The sequence below is a fragment of the Roseateles sp. genome (assembly GCF_047654805.1).
Lineage (GTDB): Bacteria > Pseudomonadota > Gammaproteobacteria > Burkholderiales > Burkholderiaceae_C > Pelomonas.
This window is the reverse complement of sequence record NZ_JASGIV010000001.1, coordinates 4,954,871-4,972,461: the sequence shown is the minus strand read 5'-3', so window position 1 is coordinate 4,972,461 and position 17,591 is coordinate 4,954,871. Positions and strand designations below refer to the sequence as shown.

General features: G+C 67.7%; 18 protein-coding genes. 2 read left to right on the top strand and 16 right to left on the bottom strand.

Annotated features, from left to right (window positions below; translation table 11 throughout):
* Positions 1-156: 156 nt before the first annotated feature.
* The 10 genes from QM732_RS22445 to recA all read right to left on the bottom strand — a co-directional run bounded on the left by QM732_RS22445 (position 157) and on the right by recA (position 9,062).
* The gene (locus QM732_RS22445; protein WP_415658307.1) at positions 157-942 is read right to left on the bottom strand and encodes an MBL fold metallo-hydrolase; all 786 of its coding nucleotides are present in this window, start codon (positions 940-942) and stop codon (positions 157-159) included.
* Positions 943-1,121: 179 nt separating this feature from the next.
* A complete protein-coding gene (locus tag QM732_RS22440) occupies positions 1,122-1,775 on the bottom strand; it encodes an FHA domain-containing protein (RefSeq protein WP_415658306.1) in 654 nt (217 codons plus the stop codon).
* A 37-nt stretch (positions 1,776-1,812) separates the two neighbouring features.
* Positions 1,813-2,622 carry a Stp1/IreP family PP2C-type Ser/Thr phosphatase gene (locus QM732_RS22435; protein WP_415658305.1) on the bottom strand — a complete coding sequence of 270 codons (810 nt, stop codon included), beginning with the start codon at positions 2,620-2,622 and terminating at the stop codon, positions 1,813-1,815.
* Positions 2,619-3,752: a serine/threonine-protein kinase gene (locus QM732_RS22430; protein WP_415658304.1), complete on the bottom strand. Its 1,134-nt coding sequence runs from the start codon at positions 3,750-3,752 to the stop codon at positions 2,619-2,621. The genes QM732_RS22435 and QM732_RS22430 overlap by 4 nt, the downstream gene beginning before the upstream one ends.
* Positions 3,753-3,762: 10 nt before the next feature.
* Entirely contained in the window at positions 3,763-4,470 is a 708-nt protein-coding gene (locus QM732_RS22425) for a TerC family protein (RefSeq protein ID WP_415658303.1), read from the bottom strand.
* A gap of 77 nt (positions 4,471-4,547) precedes the next feature.
* A complete protein-coding gene (gene sucD / locus QM732_RS22420) occupies positions 4,548-5,441 on the bottom strand; it encodes a succinate--CoA ligase subunit alpha (protein ID WP_415658302.1) in 894 nt (297 codons plus the stop codon).
* A gap of 18 nt (positions 5,442-5,459) precedes the next feature.
* Positions 5,460-6,620 (bottom strand): ADP-forming succinate--CoA ligase subunit beta, encoded by a 1,161-nt coding sequence (sucC, locus tag QM732_RS22415; protein WP_415658301.1) that lies wholly within the window; start codon positions 6,618-6,620, stop codon positions 5,460-5,462.
* Between the two features lie 26 nt (positions 6,621-6,646).
* On the bottom strand, positions 6,647-7,222 hold the full coding sequence (locus tag QM732_RS22410; RefSeq protein ID WP_415658300.1) for a DUF2889 domain-containing protein: 576 nt from the start codon (positions 7,220-7,222) through the stop codon (positions 6,647-6,649).
* 192 nt (positions 7,223-7,414) lie between these two features.
* Positions 7,415-7,912: a regulatory protein RecX gene (locus QM732_RS22405; protein ID WP_415658299.1), complete on the bottom strand. Its 498-nt coding sequence runs from the start codon at positions 7,910-7,912 to the stop codon at positions 7,415-7,417.
* A gap of 100 nt (positions 7,913-8,012) precedes the next feature.
* A complete protein-coding gene (gene recA / locus QM732_RS22400; protein WP_415658298.1) occupies positions 8,013-9,062 on the bottom strand; it encodes a recombinase RecA in 1,050 nt (349 codons plus the stop codon).
* A 174-nt stretch (positions 9,063-9,236) separates the two neighbouring features.
* On the opposite strand from recA, the gene QM732_RS22395 reads away from it, so the two are divergent.
* Both QM732_RS22395 and QM732_RS22390 read left to right on the top strand, forming a co-directional pair.
* Positions 9,237-9,908: a response regulator transcription factor gene (locus QM732_RS22395; RefSeq protein ID WP_293504703.1), complete on the top strand. Its 672-nt coding sequence runs from the start codon at positions 9,237-9,239 to the stop codon at positions 9,906-9,908.
* A gap of 86 nt (positions 9,909-9,994) precedes the next feature.
* Entirely contained in the window at positions 9,995-11,521 is a 1,527-nt protein-coding gene (locus tag QM732_RS22390) for a sensor histidine kinase (protein ID WP_415658297.1), read from the top strand.
* Here QM732_RS22390 and QM732_RS22385 read toward each other — a convergent pair.
* From QM732_RS22385 to QM732_RS22360, 6 genes are all read right to left on the bottom strand, one after another.
* Entirely contained in the window at positions 11,511-11,666 is a 156-nt protein-coding gene (locus tag QM732_RS22385) for a hypothetical protein (protein ID WP_415658296.1), read from the bottom strand. The genes QM732_RS22390 and QM732_RS22385 overlap by 11 nt on opposite strands.
* 20 nt (positions 11,667-11,686) lie before the next feature.
* Positions 11,687-12,841 carry a rod shape-determining protein RodA gene (gene rodA, locus QM732_RS22380; RefSeq protein WP_415658295.1) on the bottom strand — a complete coding sequence of 385 codons (1,155 nt, stop codon included), beginning with the start codon at positions 12,839-12,841 and terminating at the stop codon, positions 11,687-11,689.
* Positions 12,838-14,931, bottom strand: coding sequence for a penicillin-binding protein 2 (gene mrdA, locus QM732_RS22375; protein ID WP_415658294.1), 2,094 nt, complete (start codon positions 14,929-14,931; stop codon positions 12,838-12,840). Before mrdA ends, rodA begins: the two co-directional genes overlap by 4 nt.
* A 71-nt stretch (positions 14,932-15,002) precedes the next feature.
* Positions 15,003-15,524 (bottom strand): rod shape-determining protein MreD, encoded by a 522-nt coding sequence (gene mreD, locus QM732_RS22370; protein ID WP_415658293.1) that lies wholly within the window; start codon positions 15,522-15,524, stop codon positions 15,003-15,005.
* On the bottom strand, positions 15,521-16,513 hold the full coding sequence (gene mreC / locus QM732_RS22365) for a rod shape-determining protein MreC (RefSeq protein ID WP_415658292.1): 993 nt from the start codon (positions 16,511-16,513) through the stop codon (positions 15,521-15,523). The genes mreD and mreC overlap by 4 nt, the downstream gene beginning before the upstream one ends.
* Before the next feature lie 32 nt (positions 16,514-16,545).
* Entirely contained in the window at positions 16,546-17,589 is a 1,044-nt protein-coding gene (locus QM732_RS22360) for a rod shape-determining protein (RefSeq protein ID WP_056191483.1), read from the bottom strand.
* Positions 17,590-17,591: the final 2 nt, after the last annotated feature.

The following is a 17,591-nucleotide window of genomic DNA, read 5'->3' as shown; positions in this document are numbered from 1 at the left end:
CTGTGCGAAAGCGCACGAATGGGAGCCCCGAACGCGGGGGGCTGACAAAAATGGTCACTTTGGGCTGACGCGTTCTGTCATCTCCAGCCGGCCGGCCGAAAAACGTCAGGCGAAAAAATGGCGCCTCGAAGGCGCCTGTAACTTGGTGTTGCGGGACTAGAGCTTCATGTCCTGCCCGGCCTGGAGCGTACTGATCCGGTGCGGGCTGCTCAGCGCCTGCACGCCCTGCATGACGGCCTCGACCTCGCCGGGCTTGATGTGGGTGATGCGCACATCGACGCTGCCGGACAGTTGCGCCAGCTCGTGGCCGAGGTCGTGCGGGCAAAGGTGCTTGCTGACGTGCGCGAGCGCGGCCTCGTCGTCGCTGAAGGCGGTCTCGATGACGAGGTGGGACAGGCGCAGGTCGGCCAGCCGGCGCCACAGCGCCGGGTTGGGGCCGGTGTCGCCGGTAAAGACCCAGTGGGCATGGCCGGCGGAGGCGCCGGCGTCCACGGCGAAGCCGACCGCCGGCACGGTGTGGACCGCCGGCAGGACTTCGATGACGCGGCCCCCGAGGTCGAGGCGGTCCCCGATCTGGAAGGGATGCAGCGACAGCACCGGCGCGGCAGCAGTGGGCAGCGCGGTGAAATCGGGCCAGATGATGCCGTTGAAGAGGTGCTGGCGCAGTGCGTCCAGCGTTTGCGGCAGGGCGTGGACCCGGATGGGCGGGCGGCCTGCGGCGACGCGCAGGCGCAGCACGGCGTCAGCCAGCAGCGGGATGCCCAGCACGTGGTCCAGATGGGAGTGGCTGAGCAGAATATGGTCGATGGCAGCCAGCGCATCCAGCGGCAGGTCGCCCACGCCGGTGCCGGCGTCGATGAGGACATCGTCGTCGAGCAAGAAGGCGGTGGTCTTGTAGCCGGCGGCAATGGCGCCGGAGCAGCCCAGGACGCGGATGTTCATGCGGTGCATGGCTTGGATTCGTGAGCCTCGCGCAAGGCGGGGCAGATGCCCAAGAATGTACGCAGCCCCCGGCGGCTCGTGACGGTCGGATTACCGAGTTGGGGGGATGCCGTGCGTGAGGAAATCACACGCGGCCGACCGCCGCGGAATCCGGCCCGGCCGGCCGCCAGGAAGGGCGGTCAGCCCTGGACGAACTGCATCTGCGTGCCGGCCAGCTCGATCAGGTCGCCGGTGCGCAGGGCGATGGATTCGCCGGTCAGCGGGATGCCGTTGACGCTGGGGCGCTGGCCTCCCTCGACATGGGCAAAGACATAGCCGGTGGGGCGCTTGGTGATGGAGGCGACCTGCACGCCGGGCTTGCCCAGCGTCGTGACGACCTTGGTCAGCGCGACCTCCCGGCCGGCGGCAGCACCTGTCAGCACCTTGATGGACGCCGGGCCGATGGTGTTGCCGCTGCCCAGCGAGCCGAAGGAGGAGGTCAGGCCCAGGTTCGGCGGCGCGCCGGACCCGGGCTTGAGGATCATCGTCTTCTCGTAGTCGCCACCGTCGCTCAGCAGGAACTTGATCTTGTACTTGCCGATCTCGACCGTGTCGTTGTCGGCCAGCAGCTGCTTCTTGATGGCCTTGCCGTTGATGTAGGTGCCATTGGTGGAATTGAGGTCTTCGATGAAGACGTCGGCACCGACCATCTGCAGTACGGCGTGCTCGCCGCTGACGGCGAGGTTGTCGATGACGATGTCGTTGTACGGCCGCCGACCGAGCGTGGTCTTGTCCTTGGTGATCTGGACTTCCTTGATCACCACGCCGTCGAGCGAAACCACCAGTTTGCCCATTTATGACCTCAAGTTCTGTTGTGCGTGCCGCGACTCTTCAGGCGACGGAGTCTTTGCCGCCACGCCGACCGAAGGGCCACCAGCCCCGTCCCTCGGTACGTTGGCGGCCCTCGGCGCGGGCCAGGATGAGCGCGATGTTATCGCGCCCGCCGCTTTCATTGGCCGCGTTGATCAGGGCGCGCGCCGCTTCCGGCAGCGTCGGGTTGTTGTTGAGCAGGTTGGCCAGGCTGTCGTCGTCGAGCATGTCGGACAGGCCGTCGGAGCACAGCAGATAGGTGTCGCCAGGCTGGACTTCGTGCAGATGCAGCTCCATCAGCACCGTGTCCTCGACGCCGACGGCGCGCGTGACGAGGTTCTTGTTGCTGGAGAAGGCCGCTTCCTCGACGGTCAGCAGGCCCGCGTCGATCTGCTCCTGCAGCAGGGAGTGGTCGCGGGTGATCTGCATCAGGCGCCCTGCGCGCAGGCGGTAGGCGCGTGAGTCGCCGACATGTCCCAGCAGCAGGCCCTCGGGCCGGAACACGCCCAGCACCAGCGTCGTGCCCATCCCGGCATAGCGCGGGTTGGTATTGGCGGCGTTGAAGATGGCGCGGTTGGCGTTGTCGACGCAGATGTCCATGGCGCGTCTGACTTCACCAGCCCGGGCTTCCCGGCCATTGCTCTTGAGCCAGCGGCCAAGCTCGCTGCTGACGAAGCTGGTCAGCATCTGGCTGGCCACCTCGCCAGCGTTGTATCCGCCCATGCCGTCGGCCAGCACAACCAGACTGGCGGCCTCGTCCAGGGCGACCGAGTCCTCGTTGTTGTCGCGCGCACGGCCCACGTCGGTGGCGCTGAAGAACTCCAGTGTCATGAGGCTTGGCGGGGGTCTGACGGCACGTCGCCGGGGGCGGGGGAGCGGGGATTCTGCCCTGCTTCCTCCGGCGTCAAACGCAGTGTTTGTGCGAAGGTTTGCGCAAAGGCCGGATCCTGTGGGGCGGCGGTTTCGGGCATCGCAGGCTCGGCCTGCAGGGCCATGACGAGGACGGCTTCCAGGTCGCGCGCCATCTGTTCGCCCGAGGGGTAGCGCAGCTCGGGACGTTTCTCGAGCGCCACGGCCAGCACCAGCGCCAGGGCCTCGGGCAGGCTCGGGCGGTGGGTGCGTACGTCGGGTGCAGGCTCCGTGGCGATCTGCTGCATCAGCCGCGCCATCGAGTCGCTCTGATGCGGCAGCACACCGGTCAGCAACTGGTAGAGCAGCACGCCGAGGGAGTAGAGGTCGCTGCGGCCATCCACCGTCAGGCCGGCCAGCTGCTCGGGCGACATGAAGGACGGCGTGCCCAGTACCAGGCCCGTGCGCGTGCGGCTGCCGTCGCCGACCCGGGCGATGCCGAAGTCCATCAGCTTGAGGCCGCCGTTCACGCGGTCCAGCATCACGTTGGCCGGCTTGATGTCTCGATGGATGACGCCCTGACTGTGCGCATAGTGCAGCGCGCGGGCCAGGCGGGCGCCCAGCTGAACGACCTCGCGTGCCGGCAGCAGCTGGCCAGGCCTGGTGAATAGGCTGAGGTCGCGACCCAGCACGTACTCGAGGGCGAGCCAGGCGTCACTGCCATCCTGGCCGGCGTCGACGACCTGCAGGATGTCGGGATGCTGGAGCTGGCGTGCTGCACGCGCCTCGCGCATGAAGCGTTCGCGCACGTCGGCCAGGTCCTCGCTCGAGAACTCGCGGCTCAGCGCCAGACGCTTGATGGCGACCTGGCGGCCGGTGGAGCGTTGCGTGGCCTTGTAGACGATGGCCATCGCGCCGCGACCGATTTCGGCGCCGATGTCGAAGTCCTGAAGATCCGGTGAGGCGTCTGCGGCCTGCACTGGCGCCTCGTCGGTGGCCGGCGTCGGCGACCCCCCGGGCAGCGTGGGCGGCGGCGTTGGGGCCGCGGCGGGCGGCGCGTCGGTACCGCGGCCGACGAGGCGCTGCCAGAAACCGGGTTTGCCGCTAGCCATGCCGGCGATCTTAGGTCGCCTCGGGCCTGCCGCGACGCGCCAGGGCCAGGCCGGTGGCCACGACGAGCACGGCGCAGCTGATGCTGACCGCGTAGTCCAGCCCGTGCATGTGGGCCTCGAACCATTCATGCACGGCGGCATCCGTCGTCGCCATTTCGCCGGCGACGAAGCCCAGCAACGCCGCGCCCATGGTGATGATGGCCGGGAAGCGCTGCATGAGCTTCAGCAGCATCGTGCTGCCGAAGATGATGAGCGGAATGGACAGGCCCAGCCCGATGACCAGCAGGATCACCCGGGCGCCTTCGGGTGCGCTGTTGGCGGCGGCCGCGACGGCGATGACGTTGTCCAGGCTCATCACGAGGTCGGCGATCAGGATGGTGCGGATGGCCACCCAGATGCTGCTGCTGGCGTGCACGTCGGCATCGTTGTCGCCATCGGCCAGCAGCTGCACGCCTATCCACAACAGGAGCACGGCGCCGACCAGCTTCAGCCAGGGGAGCTGCAGCAATTGCACGGCGAACAGCGTCAGCACGACGCGCAGCACGATGGCGGCACCGCTGCCGAAGATGATGGCGCGCCTTTGCTGGTCGGCCGCCAGGTTGCGCGCCGCCAGCGCGATGACGACGGCGTTGTCACCGGACAGCAGGATGTTGACCCAGATGATCTTCAGCAGCGCGATGAGGAAGGCGGTGCTGAATACGTCGATTTGGAGGTCCATGTCTTGCGAGGCGGCGGGCGGAAAAAGAAAAGCCGCCGGGGTCGAACCCGGCGGCTTTCAGGGGAACGAAGCCCGGATTACAGCAGGGCTTTGAGCAGCTTGCCCATCTCGGACGGGTTGCGCGTGACCGTGAAGCCGCACTCTTCCATGATGGCGAGCTTGGCATCGGCCGTGTCGGCGCCGCCCGAGATCAGCGCGCCGGCGTGGCCCATGCGCTTGCCCGGAGGGGCGGTGACACCGGCGATGAAGCCGACGATGGGCTTCTTCATGTTGGCCTTGCACCAGCGGGCCGCTTCCGCCTCGTCGGGGCCGCCGATCTCGCCGATCATGATGACGGCGTCGGTGTCCGGGTCGTCGTTGAAGGCCTTCATCACGTCGATGTGCTTGAGGCCGTTGATCGGGTCGCCGCCGATGCCCACGGCCGACGACTGGCCGATGCCCAGCTCGGTCAGCTGTGCCACGGCTTCATAGGTCAGCGTGCCGGAGCGCGACACGACGCCGACGCGGCCCTTGCGGTGGATGTGGCCGGGCATGATGCCGATCTTGATTTCCTCGGGCGTGATCAGGCCCGGGCAGTTGGGACCCAGCAGCAGCGTCTTCTTGCCGCCGGCGGCTTCCTTCGCCTTCATCTTGTTGCGCACTTCCAGCATGTCACGCACAGGAATGCCTTCCGTGATGCAGATGGCCAGGTCCAGGTCGGCTTCGACGGCTTCCCAGATCGCGGCAGCGGCGCCGGCGGGCGGCACGTAGATGACGGACACGGTGGCGCCGGTCTGCGACGCGGCTTCCTTGACGGTCGCGTAGATGGGGATCTCGGAGAACTTCTCGCCGGCCTTCTTCGGGTTCACGCCCGCGACGAAGGCATTCTTGCCGTTGGCATAGGCCTGGCAGCCCAGCGTGTGGAACTGGCCGGTCTTGCCAGTGATGCCCTGGGTGATGACCTTGGTGTCTTTGTTGATGTAGATCGACATGGTGTGGAACTCCTGGGCTTACTTGACGGCGGCGACGATCTTGGTGGCAGCTTCGGCCATCGTGTCGGCGGCGATGATGGGCAGGCCCGATTCGGCCAGCATCTTCTTGCCCAGTTCTTCGTTGGTGCCCTTCATGCGCACGACCAGCGGCACTTGCAGGTTCACGGCCTTGCAGGCGGTGATGACGCCTTCGGCGATGGTGTCGCACTTCATGATGCCGCCGAAGATGTTGACCAGGATGCCCTTGACGGCCTTGTTCTTCAGCATGATCTTGAAGGCCTCGGTGACCTTCTCGGCGGTGGCGCCGCCGCCGACGTCCAGGAAGTTGGCCGGCTCGCCGCCGAACAGCTTGATGGTGTCCATCGTGGCCATGGCCAGGCCGGCACCGTTGACCAGGCAGCCGATGTTGCCGTCCAGCGAGATGTAGGCCAGGTCGAACTTGGAGGCCTCGACCTCAGCGGGGTCCTCTTCGTCCAGGTCGCGATAGGCGACGATCTCGGGGTGGCGGAACAGCGCGTTGGCGTCGAAGTTGAACTTCGCGTCCAGGGCCATCAGGTTGCCCTTGCTGTCGCGGTTCAGCGGGTTGATCTCCACCAGCGACGCGTCCGTGTCCATGTAGCACTTGTAGAGCTTGGCGAACAGGTCGACGGCCTGGTCGACCGTGTGGCCTTCCATGCCGATGGCGGCGGCGATCTTCTTCGACTGCTCGGCGGTGATGCCGGTCAGCGGGTCGATGATCTCGGTGATGATCTTCTCGGGCGTGCTGTGGGCCACCTCTTCGATGTCCATGCCGCCTTCGCTGGAGGCGATGAAGGCCACCTTCTGCGTGGCGCGGTCGGTCACCAGGGAGATATAGAACTCCTTGCCGATGTCGGCGCCGTCCTCGATATAGAGGCGGCGGACCTTCTGGCCTTCGGCGCCGGTCTGGTGGGTGATGAGCTGCATGCCGAGGATGCCCTCGGCCTTGGCCTTGACGTCCTCAATGGTCTTGGCCACCTTGACGCCGCCGCCCTTGCCGCGGCCGCCGGCGTGGATCTGGGCCTTCACGACCCAGACCGGGCCGCCCAGCTTCTGGGCAGCCTCGACTGCCTCCTGCACGGTGAAGGCCGGGATGCCGCGCGGCACCGGCACGCCGAACTGGCGCAGGATTTCTTTGCCCTGGTATTCGTGGATTTTCATGGCTGGGGTCTCTCGGGTCGGGGAAGTCAGGAAGCGGTCGCGGTGGCTTCTGGGGTCGCCAGATGCCAACGGGGGTAGAACTGGGCGACGGTGGCACCGTCGCGGCGCAGCGCGTGGCAGCGGTCGAGCTGGAAGGGCGGGTTGCCGGAGGCATCACCCTCGCGGGTGTCGATGACGGAGCCGGCCAGGGCCTGGATGACGGCCGTCGGCAGCACCTGGCAGAGCTCGGTCAGATGGGTGCAGCCACGCGTGGCGGCCAGGCGTTCATGGACAGCCTGGCGGAAGCCCTTCATCAGATTCAGGCCGACGAGGCGGGCATAGGCGTCGCCATGCTCGCCGCAGGCGGCCGGATAGGGCATCCACAGCGTCTCGGACGTGGCGGCGGTGATGGTCAGCGTCGCGTCCACGGTCAGGTGCAGGCGCATTTCGTGGATGGGGTCACCCGCCTTGCGCGGTACGCCGGCCAACGGCACATCATGCGATTTGGTGTCCGTCAGGCTGGCTTCCACATCGAACAAGCCGTCATCGCGCGCGAACACCTGCACATCGAGGGCGCGGCGGTGCAGCGGGCGACGCGTGATGGACGGGTTGACGGCGGGCATGAGACGGGATTGGCGGATCAACCCGGCCGGTGCCGGGACGGGGTCAGACCGGCTTTTGCAGCGCCTTGCCGACATCGGCAAAGGGCTTGTAACCGGGTGAACCCTCGTTTTGGGGCAGGCGGCAATGTAGCACGGAGGGTAAAAACTCCCCTCCGCACTCGGTCAAGCAGGGCTTGGAAGCTGTGCAAGCACTCAGGCCCGCAGCAGGCGTCGCACCAGATCGGGGGAAAACCCGCGGGCCAGCAGAAAGCGGGTCTGACGTGCCTGCTCAGCGACATCCCGGGACGGCTCCGGACCGAAGCGCTTGTGCCAGACCTCGCGGGCTCGCTCCATCTCCGTGGCGCGCAGCGCCGCTTGCTGCTCGGCATCCAGTTGCAGCCCATGCCGGGCGAGTTCTTGCTGGATGCGCTGGGCGCCAAAGCGGCCGGCTCGAACATGCAGACGCGATTCGACAAAGCGTGTTTCGTCGAGGTAGCCCTCGGCGGCGAGGGTGTCGAGCAGTGCATCGATGGCCGCCTCGCTGGCTCCCGCTGCGTCCTCGGCGTCCTCGCGCATGTCGGCGTCGAGCGTCGCCATGCGCGAGCGCCGCTCGATGCTCAGCAGCTTGCGCCGGAGCTCGATGCGGCTGTGCTCGCGCTGGGCCAGCAGGCCGATCGCGCGCGCCTTCAGCGACAGAGGCGCGCGCGCCATGATTGGCTTGCAACCGGGTTGGATGCGTGGTTTCGGCCGCGGCCCGGGCACTGCTGTGCGGTCATGCGGACCACGCCAGGCTGCGGCGCAGCCGCGGCGGTCACGCCTTGTTGGCTGTAGCGTCGGCCTCGCCCAAGGGGGCTACACCGACCGCCTCGCGGATCTTGTTCTCGATCTCGCGCGCCACGTCGACGTTCTCGCGCAGGAATTCGCGGGCGTTGTCCTTGCCCTGGCCGATCTTCTCGCCCTGGTAGGCGTACCAGGAACCGGACTTCTCGACGATCTTGTGAACGACGCCCATGTCGACGATCTCGCCCTCGCGGCTGATGCCCTCTCCATAGAGGATGTCGAACTCGGCGGTCTTGAACGGCGGGCTGACCTTGTTCTTGACGACCTTGACCTTGGTTTCTGAGCCGATGACTTCCTCGCCCTTCTTGATGGAGCCGATGCGGCGGATATCCAGGCGCACGGAGGCGTAGAACTTCAGCGCATTGCCGCCGGTGGTCGTCTCGGGCGAGCCGAACATGACGCCGATCTTCATGCGGATCTGGTTGATGAAGATGACCATGCAGTTGGTCTTCTTGATCGTGGCAGTCAGCTTGCGCAGCGCCTGGCTCATCAGGCGGGCCTGCAGGCCGGGCAGGCTGTCACCCATCTCGCCTTCGATTTCGGCCTTGGGCGTCAGCGCGGCGACCGAGTCGACGACGATGAGGTCGACCGAGCCGGAGCGCACCAGCGCGTCGACGATCTCCAGCGCCTGCTCGCCGGTGTCGGGCTGGCTGATCAGCAGGTCGCTCAGGTTGACGCCCAGCTTCTGCGCGTACTGCACGTCCAGTGCATGTTCGGCGTCGATGAAGGCACAGGTGCCGGCGAGCTTCTGCATCTCGGCGATGACCTGCAGCGTCAGCGTCGTCTTGCCGGACGACTCGGGGCCGTAGATCTCGACGACGCGGCCGCGCGGCAGGCCGCCGACGCCCAGCGCGATGTCAAGGCCCAGCGAGCCGGTGGAGACGACCTGGATGTCTTCCAAGGCCTCGCCTTCGCCGAGCCGCATGATGGAGCCCTTGCCGAACTGCTTTTCGATCTGGGCGAGGGCGGCCTGCAGGGCCTTGGCTTTTTCGGTGTTGAGGGCTTTGACCGGGGCGTCCATGCGAATCTCCGTGGGGAATGGTCGAATTATGGGGCAATCTGTATGTTTGTACAGTATTTTGTCCCCTGATCCACGCTGGTGGGCGGTTCAGGATTGAGGAGCATCCTAGGCACGGGGTGGCTCATGGGATGAGCCACCTGCGCAAGGCCTAACATCGGAGCAGGAGACAAGACCATGCGCATCCTGATTGCGGAAGACGACCAAGTGCTGGCCGACGGGCTGTTGCGCGCGCTGCGCGCCTCGGGCTATGCCGTGGACCGTGTCGCGACCGGCAGCGAGGCCGATACGGCATTGGCCACGCATGAGTTCGATCTGGTCATCCTGGACCTGGGCCTGCCGCGCCTGCACGGGCTGGAGGTGCTGCGCAAGCTGCGTGCGCGCGGCTCGACGATGCCGGTGCTGATCCTCACCGCGGCGGACAGCGTGGAGCAGCGCGTCAAGGGCCTGGACCTGGGCGCCGACGACTACATGGCCAAGCCCTTCTCGCTGCAGGAGCTGGAGGCGCGCGTGCGCGCGCTGACGCGGCGCGGCCTGGGCACGGCCAGCAGCATCATCAAGCACGGACCGCTGAGCTTCGATGCGACCGGCCGCGTGGCCTATATCAACGAGCAGATGCTGGAGCTTTCTGCGCGTGAGCTGTCGCTGCTGGAGGTGCTGCTGCAGCGAGCCGGCCGTCTGGTCAGCAAGGACCAGCTCGTCGAGCGGTTGTGCGAGTGGGGTGAAGAGGTCTCGAACAACGCCATCGAGGTCTACATCCACCGGCTGCGCAAGAAGATCGAGCAGGGACCGATCCGCATCGCTACCGTGCGAGGTCTCGGCTACTGCCTCGAGAAAATCGCGTCATGACGCAATTCGCCGGCCTGCTGCGGCCGTCGAGCTACTGCGGGGGGCGGGACCAGCCAGGGAGCGGCCCGGCGCCGCGACCCGTGTAAATGCCCACCAAGGACGGCGCGAGCCCGCAGCAGGGTTCGCTGTTTGGCGAGATCCTCGACTGGATGCTCGCGCCGCTGCTGCTGATCTGGCCGATCAGCGTGGCGCTGACCTGGCTGGTGGCGCAGGGCATCGCCGGGCGACCCTATGACCGTGAGCTGGGCGAAATGGCGCGCAGCCTGGGGCAGCAGGTGGCGGCCGCGGCGCCAGTGCCCGCGGCGGTCGGCAAGGGCAAGGACCGCTACGCCCTCGCGCCCGAAGCGGCGGCGCTCTTGCGGGCGGATGCGTCTGACACGGTCTTCTACCAGGTGCTGGGCCTGCGCGGCGAGCTGCTCAGCGGCGATGCGGCGTTGCCGGTGCCTACCGAGGAGGCACCCGTCGTGCCGTGGGAGCTGCACTTCCGCGACGACGAGGTGGGATCGGACGCGGTGCGGGTGGCCTACCTGTGGGTCGCGGCCGAGGGGCAGTCCGGGTCGGCCCGGACCATGCTCGTGCAGGTGGCCGAGACCATGGGCAAGCGGGCTCGGCTGACGAACGAGATCATCAAGGGCGTCATCCTGCCGCAGTTCGTCATCTTGCCGCTGGCCGTGTTGCTGGTGTGGCTGGCGCTGGCGCGCGGCATCTCCCCGCTGAACGAGCTGCAGCGCCGCATCCGCTCGCGCGAGAGTTCCGACCTGTCGCCCATCGACGAGCAGCGTGTGCCCGACGAGGTGGCGCCGCTGGTGCGCGCGATCAACGACCTGCTGGCGCGGCTGGACTCGTCGATGAGCCGGCAGAAGCACTTCCTCGCCGATGCAGCCCACCAGCTGAAGACGCCGCTGGCCGGCCTGCGCACCCAGGCCGAGCTGATCCAGCGCGAGATCGATGCCGGCCGCGCCTCGCCTGAGGAGATGAAGCGCTCACTGGCGCAGATCGCCCGCGCCAGCGAGCGGGCGGCGCACATGGTCAACCAGCTGCTTGCGATGGCGCGGGCCGAGGACGTCGAGCAGGCGCTGCGGCGAGAACCCGTCAACCTCGCCGAGATCGCCATCGACACGGTGCGCGACTTCGTGCCGCGCGCGCTGGAGCGGCGCATCGACCTGGGTTACGACGGCGTCGTGCCTGACGACAGCCGGCTGCGCGTGCATGGCCATCCGGTGCTGCTGGGCGAGCTGATCCGCAACCTCGTCGACAACGCGCTTCTCTACACGCCGGCCGGAGGGCTGGTGACGGTGCGCGTCGTCGAAGATCCCTTCGGCCAGGTCGTCGTGCTGCAGGTGGAGGACACCGGGCCCGGGATTGCACCGGGCGAGCGCGAGAAGGTCTTCCAGCCTTTTTACCGGTCGCTGGGCAGCGGCGTCGAGGGTTCCGGTCTCGGCCTGGCCATCGTGAAGGAAATCGTGCAGCAGCACGAGGCCGAGATGGCACTCGACGACACCCGCGTGCGCCGCGCGGCGGGTGGCGAGTCGCCCGACGGGCAGGGGCCGGGGGCGCGGTTCACGATCCGCTTCCCGGCCGGGGCCGTGCATCCGGAGCGGCCTACCTCGTGAACCAAATTCGGGCGCGATCGCCCGACGGTGTGAAGGTCTCGATGGAGATGATGCGTACGCTGGGATTGGCCGCGAGCCACGTATTGATCAGACCCGCAAGAATCTTGGCGGAGCCGCCCGAGAACTCTTCCACGTCAACTTTCATGCGTACCTCCGGGAAAGCCGCTAGGTCTTCACCAGCTTCCTGACCCGCGCGATGGACATCAGCAGGCCCAGCGACAGGCCCAGCGTCACCATCGCGGTGCCACCATAGCTGATGAAGGGCAGCGGCACGCCGACGACGGGCAGGATGCCGCTGACCATGCCCATGTTGACGAACACGTAGGTGAAGAAGGACAGCGTCACCGCACCGGCCATCAGCCGGGAGAAAAGCGTCGGTGCGTCGGACGCGATCATCAGGCCGCGCAGGATCAGCGCAGTGAAGCCGGCCAGCAGCCCCAGCGCGCCCATGAAGCCGAACTCCTCGCCGAAGGCCGCGAAGATGAAGTCGGTGGTGCGTTCGGGGATGAACTCCAGGTGGGTCTGCGTACCCTGCATGAAGCCCTTGCCGGTCATGCCGCCGGAGCCGATGGCGATCTCGCCCTGGATGATGTGGAAGCCCTTGCCGAGCGGGTCCTTGGTCGGGTCCAGCAGCGTGCAGACGCGATGCTTCTGGTACTCCTTCAGTACCACCCAGACGGTGTCCGGCTCGCAGATGCGCTCCTCGCTGAGCACCAGCGTCGTGATCCCGGCGATGGCCAGCACGAAGGCCGGCACGATGAGCTTCCACGGCAGGCCGGCGAAGAAGATCACGTACAGGCCTGCGGCCAGCACCAGCAGGCTCGTGCCCAGGTCGGGCTGCTTGGCGATCAGCAAGAAGGGCAGCAGCAGCAGCGCGAACGCGGCGATGAAGTCCGGCCAGCGCAGCAGCCCTTCGCGCTTCTGGAACCACCAGGCCAGCATCAGCGGCGTGGCGATCTTCAGCAGCTCGGACGGCTGGATCTGCGTGACGCCGACGTTGAGCCAGCGCGTGGCGCCCTTCTTGGTGATGCCGAATACCGCCGTGGCGATGAGCAGCGTCACGCCGAAGACATACAGCGGGATGGCCAGCGCCATCAGCCGCTGCGGCGAGATCTGGGCCACGATGAACATCAGGCCGAGCCCCAGCAGCATGTTGCGGCCGTGGTCGACGAAGCGGGTACCGTGGTCGTAGCCGGCCGAGTACATGCACAGCAGGCCCCAGAAGCACAGCCATGCCACGGCCAGCAGCAGCGGGACATCGAAGCCGCTGAGCCAGGGCTTCAGGCGTTGCCACAGAGGCGGTCGCTCGATGACGGTCATTCTGTGCGCCCCCTGGGCCGGCTCGCGGCCGCTGCGCCTGCCGAGGCCGGCAAGGAAACCTGGGACGGCCCGGCGTTCCCCGGCGAGGCTCCCGAGGCCGGTGCGGACGCAGCGGATGCCGCGCCCGGCGAAGTGGCGGCCAGGCCCGGCAAGGGCACGTCCACGGCACGGCGCGGCGTGCCGATGGGCGCGAAGGTCTGGCCCAGCTGCGTCTTGGCGATGTCTTCCTCGCTGGGGTAGGCACCGGTCAGCAGGTAGTCGAACACGCGGCGCGCGATGGGTGCGGCCGAGGCCGAGCCCCAGCCGGCGTTCTCGACGATGACGGCCAGGGCGACGGTGGGCTGGTCCACCGGCGCGAAGCCCACGTAGAGCGAGTGGTCGCGCTTGCGCTCGTCGGCCTTGATGGCGCTGTACTTCTCGCCCGCCCTCAGGCCCACGGCCTGGGCGGTGCCGGTCTTGCCGCCGCTCTGGTAGGCCGCGCCGGCGAACACCTGGCGCCCCGTGCCCTCCAGCGTCACGCCGTTCATCGCGTTGCGGATCACGTCGACATCGGCGGGCTTGAGCGGAAGAGGCTCCAGCGCGTCGCTGGCGATGCGGCGTTGCTCGTGCTTCACCACGTCCTCGATCTCGCGTACCAGGCGCGGCTTGTAGCGCTGGCCGCCGGACGCGATGGTGGAGTAGGCCGTGGCCATCTGCAACATCGTGAAGTTGTTGTAGCCCTGGCCGATGCCCAGCGAAATCGTCTCTCCGGGGAACCACTTCTGGTTCGCCGGGCTTCTGCGGAAGTAGTTGCGCTTCCATTCCTGCGAGGGCAGAACGCCGGAAACCTCGCCTTGCACATCGATGTCGGTCTTGCGGCCCAGGCCAAAGGGCTCGAGCTGGTCGTGGATCAGGTCCACGCCCATCTCGTTGGCCAGGCTGTAGAAGTAGACATTGGACGAGGTGACGATGGCCAGTCGCATGTCCTTGGGACCGGCGCGGTCGGTCTCGGGGCTGCCGAAGCTTCGGCCACCGAAGCTGTAGGTCAGGTTGTCCATGATGACCGTGCCGGGTGCGCGCTTGCCGCTGTTCAGGGCGGCCATGGCCATCAGCGGCTTGAAGGTGGAGCCGGGCGGATAGGTGCCTCGCAGCGCGCGGTTCAGCAGCGGCTTGTCGATGTCCTCGTTCAACTCGCGCCAGGAGTCGGCGTCGATGCCATCGACGAACAGGTTGGGGTCGAAGGTGGGCTTGGACACGAAGGCCAGCACCTCGCCGTTGCGCGGATCGATGGCAACCAGCGCGCCGCGCCGCTCGCCGAACAGCTTTTCCACCAGCGCCTGCAGCTTGATGTCGATGGACAGGTTCAGCGTATTGCCGGGCGTGGGCGGGCGGTGGTCCAGGCGCCGCACCGCGCGGCCGCCGGCGCTCGTCTCCACCTGCTCGAAACCGGTCGTGCCGTGCAGCTCTTTCTCGTAGGCCTGCTCCAGGCCCAGCTTGCCGATGTACTCGGTGCCGCGGTAGTTGGCGATGTCCTCCTCCTCCCAGTCGTCCATCGCCTTCTTCTCGGCCTGGTTGATGCGGCCGATGTAGCCGATCAGATGCGCGCCGACATCGCCCAGCGGGTAGGAGCGGAACAGCCGCGCCTTGATCTCGACGCCGGGAAAGCGGAAGCGCTGGGCCGTGAAGCGTGCGACTTCCTCGTCCGTCAGCTTGGTGCGGATGGGCAGGGAGTCGGTGTGCTTGGACTCGTCGAGCAGGCGCCGGAAGCGGCGCTTGTCACGGGCCTGGATCTCGATGACATCGCCAAGTGCCTCGATGGTGGCGTCCAGGTCGGCGACCTTCTCTGGATTGATCTCCAGTGTGTAGGCAGAGTAGTTGCTGGCCAGCACGACGCCGTTGCGGTCCTTGATGAGGCCGCGATTGGGCACGATGGGGACGACGGCGATGCGGTTGGACTCGGCCCGCTCGGCGAAGCTGTCGTGCTGCACGATCTGCAGCCAGACCAGGCGCGCGACGAGCAGGCCGAAGCAGAACAGCACGAAGGCGACCGCGGCCAGCACGCGCAGGCGAAAGCGCGACAGCTCCTGGCGGAGGTTCTTGATGACGACCACGGGCTAGACCCGATCCTGCCCGACCACCCGGGCGGCGAGGGATGCCGTGAAACGGCGCGACCGTGGAGACGTCATAGCGGCCGGTTGGCGTCGCGGTCCGGCGCGCGGCGCTGAGGCGCCAGCAGCAGCACGCTGGCCACCGGCCACAGCGCGGCCTCGAAGACGGGTGCCAGCAGCACGCTCCAGCCCGGCCACATGCCGCCGACCAGCATGCGCACGATCAGCGCCAGCGCATGCGCGGCGAAGAACAGCGGCAGCACCTGCACCGCCTGGCCGCCGAGCGGGAACCAGGTCAGACGGCGATGCAGCAGTATCGCGCCGTAGCTCAGGCCGCTGTAGGCCAGCGCATGCTGGCCCAGCAGCGCGCCGTCGTGCACGTCGACGAGCAGCCCGAAGATGAAGGCCCACAGCACTCCGACGCGGCGCGGCTGGTGCACGCCCCAGAAGACCAGCACGACGGCCAGCACGTCCGGCATCGCCGCGAGCCGGCCAGCCGGCACCATGTCCACCATCAGCGCGACGATCAGCGTGAGGGCGATGAACCAGGGGTTGGCCGGCAGCAGCAGCTGGTCGGCGGCGCGCGGCATGATCATGGCGCGGCTCCCGAGGACTTCGCGGCTGCCTTCTCGGCGCGTTCGGCCTTCTTGGCGGCGCGGGCGACGGCCTTGGCCGCCGCAGCCGACGCCGCTTCGTCCGCGGCAGCTACCTCGGCCTCCTGCTTGGCGGCCAGATGGCGGTCCTGCGGCAGCAGCACGAGCACGTGGCGGGCGCTGTCCGGCTGGGCGATGGGGGTGAGGAACACCTGGGCGAAGCTGGAGTCGCCGCGGCGCTCGACGACGGCGACCTTGGCGACTGGCAGGCCCGGCGGATAGACGCCGTCCAGGCCCGAGGTCGTCATCAGGTCTCCCACCTTGATGTCGGCGTTGGCGGCCAGGAAACGCAGCTCCATGCCGGTGCCGTCCGAGCGGCCGGCGGCGGTGTTGCGCATCTGCGTGCGCGCATTCAGCAGCGGGATGGCGGCGTCCTTGTCGGTCAGCAGCGTGACCTCGCTGGACAGCGGGTAGACGCGCGTCACCTGGCCCAGCACGCCGGCCTCGTTGATGACCGGCGAACCGGCGGCCACGCCCTGGGTGGCACCGCGGTCGATGACGACCCGGCGGGAGAAGGGGTCGGGCGCCTCGAACAGGACCTCTGCGGGGATGGACGGCACGCTCAGGCTGGGCTGCAGGCCCAGCAGCTTGCGCAAATGGTCGTTCTCCGTCTGCAGGGCCTCGGCACGGGACAGCCGTTCGGCCTGCTGGGCGAGCTGGCGCTTGGCGAGGTCTTCCGCCGCCATCGCGCGCTGCGTGCCGCGCAGGTAGTCGCCCAGGGTCTCCCAGGCATCGACGGGCGTCAGCAGCAGGCGCTGCACAGGGTGCAGCACGAGCGCGAAGCCGGCCCGCACCGGCTGCATCAGCTTGAAGCGGGCGTCAGCCACCATCATCAGCAGCGCGAGCGCCGAACACAGCGCGAGCTTGGTCAGCGCCGACGGACCTTGGCGGAAGAACGGCGGTGGCGTGCGGTCTAGTGTGCCGAGGGGCATGGCGCGCCAGGCGGCGTATCAGGAGGTTGGGTTTATTCCGACGTGAAGATGGAGCCCAGGCGCTCCATGCGCTCCAGCGCCATGCCACAGCCGCGAACGACGCAGGTCAGCGGGTCTTCGGCGACGAGCACCGGCAGGCCGGTTTCCTCGCCCAGCAGGCGGTCCAGGTCGCGCAGCAGCGCGCCGCCACCGGTCAGCATCATGCCGCGCTCGGCGATGTCGGCACCCAGTTCCGGGGGCGTCTGCTCCAGCGCGTTCTTCACGGCGGAGACGATCTGGTTCAGCGGGTCGGTCAGGGCTTCCAGGATCTCGTTGGACGAGATCGTGAAGCTGCGCGGTACGCCTTCGGAGAGGTTGCGGCCCTTGACCTCCATCTCCTTGACCTCAGAGCCGGGGAAGGCGCTGCCGATGTTCTTCTTGATCGCCTCGGCCGTGGGCTCGCCGATCAGCATGCCGTAGTTGCGGCGGATGTAGTTGATGATGGCTTCATCGAACTTGTCGCCGCCGACGCGCACGCTGCCCTTGTAGACCATGCCGCCCAGGGAGATGACGCCCACTTCGGTGGTGCCGCCGCCGATGTCCACGACCATGGAGCCCGAGGCCTCGGCCACCGGCAGGCCTGCGCCGATCGCGGCGGCCATGGGTTCCTCGATCAGGTAGACCTCGCTGGCGCCGGCGCCGAGGGCCGATTCGCGAATGGCGCGCCGCTCGACCTGGGTCGAGCCGCAGGGCACGCAGATGATGATCCTCGGCGACGGCTTGAACGTCTTCGAGTCGTGGACCATCTTGATGAACTGCTTGAGCATCTGCTCCGTGACCGTGAAGTCGGCGATGACGCCGTCCTTCATCGGGCGGATGGCTTCGATGTTGCCGGGCACCTTGCCGAGCATGGCCTTGGCCTCGCGGCCCACGGCCTGGATGGTCTTCTTGCCGTTGGGGCCGCCTTCGTGGCGGATGGACACCACTGACGGCTCGTCAAGGACGATGCCCTTGCCGCGCACGTAGATCAGGGTGTTGGCGGTGCCGAGGTCGATGGCGAGGTCGGTGGAAAAGTAGCGACGCAGGGAGGCGAACATGG

Coding starts and splice junctions, on each gene's coding strand:
- QM732_RS22410 (WP_415658300.1), bottom strand. CDS start 7,222: ATGCCCGCCGTCAACCCGTCCATCACGCGTCGCCCGCTGCACCGCCGC.
- QM732_RS22435 (WP_415658305.1), bottom strand. CDS start 2,622: ATGACACTGGAGTTCTTCAGCGCCACCGACGTGGGCCGTGCGCGCGAC.
- sucD (WP_415658302.1), bottom strand. CDS start 5,441: ATGTCGATCTACATCAACAAAGACACCAAGGTCATCACCCAGGGCATC.
- QM732_RS22425 (WP_415658303.1), bottom strand. CDS start 4,470: ATGGACCTCCAAATCGACGTATTCAGCACCGCCTTCCTCATCGCGCTG.
- mreD (WP_415658293.1), bottom strand. CDS start 15,524: ATGATCATGCCGCGCGCCGCCGACCAGCTGCTGCTGCCGGCCAACCCC.
- QM732_RS22390 (WP_415658297.1), top strand. CDS start 9,995: ATGCCCACCAAGGACGGCGCGAGCCCGCAGCAGGGTTCGCTGTTTGGC.
- rodA (WP_415658295.1), bottom strand. CDS start 12,841: ATGACCGTCATCGAGCGACCGCCTCTGTGGCAACGCCTGAAGCCCTGG.
- QM732_RS22360 (WP_056191483.1), bottom strand. CDS start 17,589: ATGTTCGCCTCCCTGCGTCGCTACTTTTCCACCGACCTCGCCATCGAC.
- recA (WP_415658298.1), bottom strand. CDS start 9,062: ATGGACGCCCCGGTCAAAGCCCTCAACACCGAAAAAGCCAAGGCCCTG.
- QM732_RS22430 (WP_415658304.1), bottom strand. CDS start 3,752: ATGGCTAGCGGCAAACCCGGTTTCTGGCAGCGCCTCGTCGGCCGCGGT.
- QM732_RS22405 (WP_415658299.1), bottom strand. CDS start 7,912: ATGGCGCGCGCGCCTCTGTCGCTGAAGGCGCGCGCGATCGGCCTGCTG.
- QM732_RS22395 (WP_293504703.1), top strand. CDS start 9,237: ATGCGCATCCTGATTGCGGAAGACGACCAAGTGCTGGCCGACGGGCTG.
- mreC (WP_415658292.1), bottom strand. CDS start 16,513: ATGCCCCTCGGCACACTAGACCGCACGCCACCGCCGTTCTTCCGCCAA.
- sucC (WP_415658301.1), bottom strand. CDS start 6,620: ATGAAAATCCACGAATACCAGGGCAAAGAAATCCTGCGCCAGTTCGGC.
- QM732_RS22440 (WP_415658306.1), bottom strand. CDS start 1,775: ATGGGCAAACTGGTGGTTTCGCTCGACGGCGTGGTGATCAAGGAAGTC.
- QM732_RS22445 (WP_415658307.1), bottom strand. CDS start 942: ATGAACATCCGCGTCCTGGGCTGCTCCGGCGCCATTGCCGCCGGCTAC.
- QM732_RS22385 (WP_415658296.1), bottom strand. CDS start 11,666: ATGAAAGTTGACGTGGAAGAGTTCTCGGGCGGCTCCGCCAAGATTCTT.